The organism is Ornithinimicrobium sp. (assembly GCF_035267225.1).
Lineage (GTDB): Bacteria > Actinomycetota > Actinomycetes > Actinomycetales > Dermatophilaceae > Ornithinicoccus.
This window is the reverse complement of sequence record NZ_DATFMA010000001.1, coordinates 1-5,743: the sequence shown is the minus strand read 5'-3', so window position 1 is coordinate 5,743 and position 5,743 is coordinate 1. Positions and strand designations below refer to the sequence as shown.

Sequence of the window (5,743 nt, the reverse complement as noted above, 5' to 3'; positions counted from 1 at the left end):
CTTCAGTTTGGGTACGTCTGCACAGTGCGAAGTGGCACCAAGAGATCGTCCACGTCCCTGGGGTCCACTCGAATGATCCTTGGGCCCGACCGGTACGCCCTGAGATCGCCGGCCGCGATACGACGACGCAACGTCCGCGTACTGAGACCGGTCCGCTCGGCGGCCTGCGACAGGGACTCGTACTGCCGTCGAGCACTGAGCTGTGTTGGCTGGGTTTGCTCCACATCTCCTTAAGCCCCGTGCTTGCTATCGGAGTGTCAGAACAGCTAGGCCGATTGCGCAAGAGGCAGGGTTCTTGTCGGCGACCGGGTTGTAGCCCCACGGGTGCTGGGCACACGACGTGATTGCTGACTGAGTTGGGGACCATCTCGATGACTCACGACGCCACCACAGCCGTCAGGGGTTCCCAGGAGCGAGTACACGGGCGTGCGCAACTGTCACACTACTGACACGGCGGAACTGGAAACGGTGTCTATGCAGGTCAGACGCTTGGCGCGGAGATTCCCGCCACCTCCACCACCGTGGCCACATCACACTGGTCGTCACACGTCAGCCCCCAGTTTCCGCAGTGCGAGGCGGACCTGGGGGCTTTCCAGTGCCCGGGCTGACCCGTCCGGCGAGAAGCGCCCGTCAAGCTCGGGTACGTTGACGAGATGATGAACGAGACGAGTTCTCGCACGCTCGAAGAGGCACTGGCGCAGCCGCGTCGCCACCGTGACAGGGATCTGGCTTTGCAGCCCATGGACAACTTCTCCAGCACGCCGGACGGTCCGAACGGGCAGCCACTCAGCTTCTGGGCCTCGTGGGACCTGAAAGACCGGCCGCGGCGGGTCGCCTTGCTTCTCGACGACTGCCAGGAGGAGTACCGACCCTATGCCGAGGAGATCCTGCCCAACCTGATCGAGCTCGTTGACGCGTTCCGGTCGGCGCAGTCGCGCGGTGAAGGGGTCGAGATCGTCTGGAGCTCCTGGACCCGCACCTTCGACGACGGGATCAGCAATGCGATGGACCGGTGGTACGGTCCGCGGGGATTGCGGCCCGAGGAGCCGGAGAACGCGGTGTACATGTTCACCGGTGCGCCCGGCATGGAGGTTCTCGCCGAGATCGCTCCGACGCCCGAGGAGGTGGCGGATGGCTGGTACTACCACGGCAAGCACCTCGACATGTTCTGGAACTTCGACGAGAACGGCGACTCCTACCTCGACGAGAAGCTCAAGGCCCAGGGGACCGACACCATCGTGATCTCGGGTCTGTGGACCGATGAGTGCATCCTCAGCACCGCCTACGCGGGCAGTTCGCGTGGATACGACGTGGTCGTGGTCGGTGACGCCGTCGCGACGGCGACAGCGAACCAGGAGAGCGCGCTGACGGTCGTGAACAGTACGGTCGCCAAGGTGCTGACGACCGACGATGTCATCGGCTACATGCGCGATGACTTCGTTGTCGGCGAGCCGGGAGCGGTGAAAGGCGTCAGACACCCTGACGGACGGAAGGACGACTAGCTGGGCGCGACCGAGCCCAGGGGCTCAAGAGCGAACCTCCCAGGCCTGAGAAGCGAGGTGAGACCACCTCGCTTCTCGGGCAACGTCTCCCTCGACGGCTGCTGCCGTGATGAAGCTGGGGGCGCGCCGGACGAGGAGTCGAGGCGAGTGCCGAACTGCGCAGACAAAACACGCGAATGCCTTGCTGTTCGGCCCTGTGACCTACGAAGTGATGGCGTCGGCGGCCGAAGAAGTACGTCGTGTCGAGCAGTCTGGCTGAGCTCAACGACCAGGCTTGGGTGGGTTGCCGGCGAGTCCCCGTTCGACCCATGAGCGCAGAACGCGTCCGTCGTCGAGGGCTTCGGCCCCGACGTGCACCCAGGAGTCGGAGACCGCTCCGCCGATCGTCATGGCGGTGACGTGATCGCGCGTGACCAGGTCGGCGAAAGTCTCGCGCCCGACCTTGACCAGCAGCCCGCCCTGGCCGCTCGCGCAGCAGGCCATCCGGCCTCGCACCATGAAGGCCAGGCCGCCGAACATCTTCTTCTCCTCCTCGACCCGATCGCCGAGGAGGTCACGTACGCGCCCTGCTAGATGCTCGTCGTATGCCATGCCCTGATTGTGGACCGGTGAGCGCCGACCAGACGGATGGGGCGGGGTACCCCTGCACGGGACGCGGCTCGACCTGGGTGTCCGGTCCCTCAGTGCCGATCGCCTTCGCGGACGATCGCCACCGGACACGGACCAGGCCGGTGGATGATGCTCTGGCTCACCGACCCCAGCATGAGACCCGGTAGGCCGCCTCGGCCCCGGCTGCCGACGACAAGCAGGCTCGCGTTCTTGGCGTGGGCCAGTAGCAGGTCGACGGGCGTCAGCCGTGAGACCACGTGGTGCACCTGCACATCCGGATACGTCTCGGCCCACCCGGCCAACGCCTCGTACAGCACTCGCTGCTGCTCCTCGGCGAGCCGGTGCAGCGTGTGCTCGCTGATCCAGGGCAGCGTCGCCTGCTCCGGCGGCTCCAGATGCCAGGCATAGACCGCGACCAAGGAACTACCCCGCTGCTGTGCCGCGTCGAAGCCGTACTCGATGGCCGCCTCGTTCGCCCTCGAACCGTCCACGCCGAGGACGACCCGACCGTCTGCCGGCGGTTCCGCGTGGTCATCGACCACCACGACGGGGGCCCGAGCGTGAGCCGCCACCTGCGCTGAAGTCGACCCCAACACCGCCTCGCTCAACCGGCTGCCACTGTGACGACCCACGACGATCGAGTCGGCCTGGGCGGAGGCTTCCACCAGTACCGCGGCGGGCCCTCCGTCTCTCACGCCGGTATGGACCTGCACCGATGGTTCCGCGGCCGCGGCGTGCTCCCGTGCTCGCTGCAGGACCTCGGCCGCCAACGGTTCGGGAACCAGCGCGTCGCGCACGATCCCGAACTGACCGGGCAGCGGTACGCCGCGGGCGAGGAGGAGCTGGACAGGCCGAGCGCGGCGCCGTGCTTCAGCCAACGCCCAGTGCAACGCGGCCGAACGAGGATGTGACGGGTGCAACCCCACGACAATGGGTCTCATACCGGCAACGTCTCACCTCGCCCGCAGAAGCGGCAGAGCCCTTGGTCCCTGCTTCCCCGGCGCTACCAGGTGGCGGTGATCGTCCCCGGTCCCGAGGCGTGGGCTGGCTGCTCGGGCACGGTCCCCTCCGCCTGCGCCCAGGTCAGCAACACCGCAAGCACGAGTGTCGTGACCACGGGCAGCATCGCCAGGGGACGCCAGCCCGCCCGCCCGGCGGACACCAGGATCCCGGCGACTCCCATGGCGATGATGAGGCCGACGTTGAGCCCTAGCAGCAGCAGGCCGCCCAGCGCGGTGTTCAGCTCCCCGGCGTACACGGAGAGGGCCGTGGCCCCGACCGCCGGAACCAAGGCCAGGGCGGCCACCGTGCCGATCAGGGCATCCGTCTTCTCGTTGGCCTGAGCGACCGTTCCCGCCAGTCCGGCTGCTACAGCGGCCGCCATCGACCACCAGCCCGGGTGCACCCGTTCCTGCAGCAACGGGTTCTCCAGAACAGCATCGGAGACGAGGACGCCGGCCGCGCCCATGAGGGCAGCAGTCAGCCAGGCCACGACGAACGCCAGAGCCAGTCCTGCCGATGCGACGGTGAGACCGCGCACGGCCAGGTCGCGGCGACGTTCGGCCAGGGCGAAGGGGACCAGCGCCAACGCCGGCATCAACGGCGCCAGGATCATCGACCCGATGAGGATGGGCACCGAGTTGGACAGCAGTGCCACGCACGCGAGCACCCCTGAGCTGGCCATGTAGAGCAGAAACGTCGGGGTCAGGGCGACCTGACCCTCGAGCCGAGAGACGGTCTCCTGATCGGACAAAGAACCGGCAGCCATGGCGCCATCCTGCCGCAGGATGGAGCGCTCAGGTTCCTCGGAAGGCTGTGGGGCTGAGCGTTCGATGGCATTCCTCGATCACTCGCAGCTGCGTCCGGGCCCGGTCTTGCAGTGTCTCCAGCGTTGCGCCGTCCAAACCCAGAGCATGAGCATGCACATGCAGCGTCTACCACAGGCTGAGCTTGCCGAGCACACCGACCCGCAAGGCCTCGATCTCGACCAGCGGGGTCAACGGGGAACGAGAGCGCAGCCGGCCGTTCAGCTTGAGCCGCCCGGCCAGCTCCCCGGCGCGGCCCAACGCATGTGCACCCCGGCGACGGTCCACGCCCAACTGTCGCGCCATGTCGAGCAGCGAGACAACATCCTCGCGCACCTGTTCGGCCAGCTGCACCACCTCAGAGTGCACACTCAGGTCGGTGTACGACGACGCCATCCGAGATAGGCGGTTCACCGCCCCCGTCGCGCCGACCAGATGGTCGTCTACGTAGATCCTCAACAGCCGCTCGTCCACCGCTTCCTGCTCGCCGCTCATGTCCCCATCCTGCCGAGCCGTCGCCGGAAAGGCGGTCACGACGCACCGGCGCGCGCGCTCTCGGAGCGGCCGTTCGTGAGCACATCGACCAGGTTGCTGATGTAGACGTCCAGAGACCCGTCGCGCTCGCCGCCTTCGAGCATCCTTGTGACGTGGAAGTGGCCGACATAGGTGGAGTAGGCCACGCGCGCCCGCGTTCGAGCCTCGGGCGGGGTGAAGTCCAAGTCGGCGAACACACGTTCCAGAAACTGCAGGCGCCGACCGGTCACGCGGCGCACGACCGTCCCTACGATGCCGTCGTCGAACGTCGCGACCAGCGCGGCATCGAGGGGGCCGTCGACCACATCTCCCACGCTGGCCGTGAACAGGGCCCGAAGGCGAGCCACGGGGTCGACGATGGCCCCGACCTCTTCGATGACATCCATGGTTGCCCGCTGTTCCCACAGGTCGAGAGCCGCGGTGACCAGCGCCTCACGGTTGGCGAAGTGCCAGTAGAAGCTTCCCTTGGTCACGCCGAGCCGGCGCCCCAGCCCCTCGACAGTCACCTGCTCCACTCCCTCCGATGCGATCACCTGGAGTGCTGCCTTGGACCAGTCCTCGATCCCGAGGCGGGTGACTGAGGTCATCTCCGTACGCTACCGTATGGAGATGACCATACGGCAGAGTACGGGTACTCGGGCGGCAGCCACCGCCATTGCCGCAGGCGGCCTGGCCGGCGCGGCAGCGGTCCACGCGCTGTGGGCATCCGGATCGACGTGGCCGGCCGAGGACTACGACGATCTCGCTGACCTGGTCGTCGGCCGCGGGCCCTTTCCCAGCCGACCGGTGACGGCAGTCGTCGCGGGCCTGCTGACCACGGCCAGTGTGCTCGTCGTGCTGGCTGGAACACCGAGCGCGGCCCAGTCCCGCATCGTGCGGGCGGGGTCCACGACGGTGGCAATCGTCCTGCTGGTGCGGGGTGTCGGTGGGCTCGGCTGGGAGGCCGTGGGTGTCGGCCAGGCCAGCGAGGCGTTCCGTTTCTGGGACCGCCGGTTGTACTCGCCGCTGTGCATCTCCCTCGGTGTCTGCGCGACCCTCGGTCGACGCGGGCGGAGATGCCCGGTCTCTTGGCGCTACCCGGTGTAGGTGACCCGGCCTGGTTTGCCCGACGCGGGGGGCGCCTCCGGGTAGTCGGAAGCTCCCGGAGCCTGGTTGGGCTGGCTTGCGCCCCGGCGGCCGGGTTTTCCGCTGCCTGTGCCCTGTCCGCCCGAGTTGCCGGGTTTTCCGCTGCCCGTGCCCGGTTTCTTAGGCTTCGTCGGGTTGCTCGGGTTGCTCGGGTTGCTCGGGTTGCTC

The 5,743-nt window shown here is 67.7% G+C and carries 8 protein-coding genes; 2 read left to right on the top strand and 6 right to left on the bottom strand.

Features of this window, described 5'->3' with window-relative positions:
- Positions 1-2: 2 nt before the first annotated feature.
- The gene (locus VJ976_RS00040; protein WP_324097679.1) at positions 3-224 is read right to left on the bottom strand and encodes a helix-turn-helix domain-containing protein; all 222 of its coding nucleotides are present in this window, start codon (positions 222-224) and stop codon (positions 3-5) included.
- Positions 225-653: 429 nt separating this feature from the next.
- Here VJ976_RS00040 and VJ976_RS00035 point away from each other — a divergent pair, with 429 nt between their 5' ends.
- The gene (locus VJ976_RS00035) at positions 654-1,502 is read left to right on the top strand and encodes an isochorismatase family protein (RefSeq protein WP_324097677.1); all 849 of its coding nucleotides are present in this window, start codon (positions 654-656) and stop codon (positions 1,500-1,502) included.
- 261 nt (positions 1,503-1,763) lie between these two features.
- Here the strand turns inward: VJ976_RS00035 and VJ976_RS00030 are convergent, their stop codons facing one another.
- From VJ976_RS00030 to VJ976_RS00010, 5 genes are all read right to left on the bottom strand, one after another.
- Positions 1,764-2,093 (bottom strand): TfoX/Sxy family protein, encoded by a 330-nt coding sequence (locus VJ976_RS00030; RefSeq protein ID WP_324097675.1) that lies wholly within the window; start codon positions 2,091-2,093, stop codon positions 1,764-1,766.
- A gap of 89 nt (positions 2,094-2,182) precedes the next feature.
- Positions 2,183-3,052, bottom strand: coding sequence for a universal stress protein (locus VJ976_RS00025; protein WP_324097673.1), 870 nt, complete (start codon positions 3,050-3,052; stop codon positions 2,183-2,185).
- 62 nt (positions 3,053-3,114) lie between these two features.
- Positions 3,115-3,879: a DUF389 domain-containing protein gene (locus VJ976_RS00020; protein WP_324097671.1), complete on the bottom strand. Its 765-nt coding sequence runs from the start codon at positions 3,877-3,879 to the stop codon at positions 3,115-3,117.
- A gap of 166 nt (positions 3,880-4,045) precedes the next feature.
- Complete coding sequence (locus VJ976_RS00015; RefSeq protein WP_324097669.1) at positions 4,046-4,411, bottom strand: hypothetical protein; 366 nt, start codon at positions 4,409-4,411, stop codon at positions 4,046-4,048.
- 35 nt (positions 4,412-4,446) lie between these two features.
- Positions 4,447-5,037, bottom strand: a complete 591-nt coding sequence (locus VJ976_RS00010) for a TetR/AcrR family transcriptional regulator (RefSeq protein WP_324097667.1) — start codon at positions 5,035-5,037, stop codon at positions 4,447-4,449.
- Positions 5,038-5,059: 22 nt separating this feature from the next.
- Here VJ976_RS00010 and VJ976_RS00005 point away from each other — a divergent pair, with 22 nt between their 5' ends.
- Complete coding sequence (locus tag VJ976_RS00005; RefSeq protein ID WP_324097665.1) at positions 5,060-5,536, top strand: DUF3995 domain-containing protein; 477 nt, start codon at positions 5,060-5,062, stop codon at positions 5,534-5,536.
- The last annotated feature ends 207 nt before the right edge of the window (positions 5,537-5,743 follow it).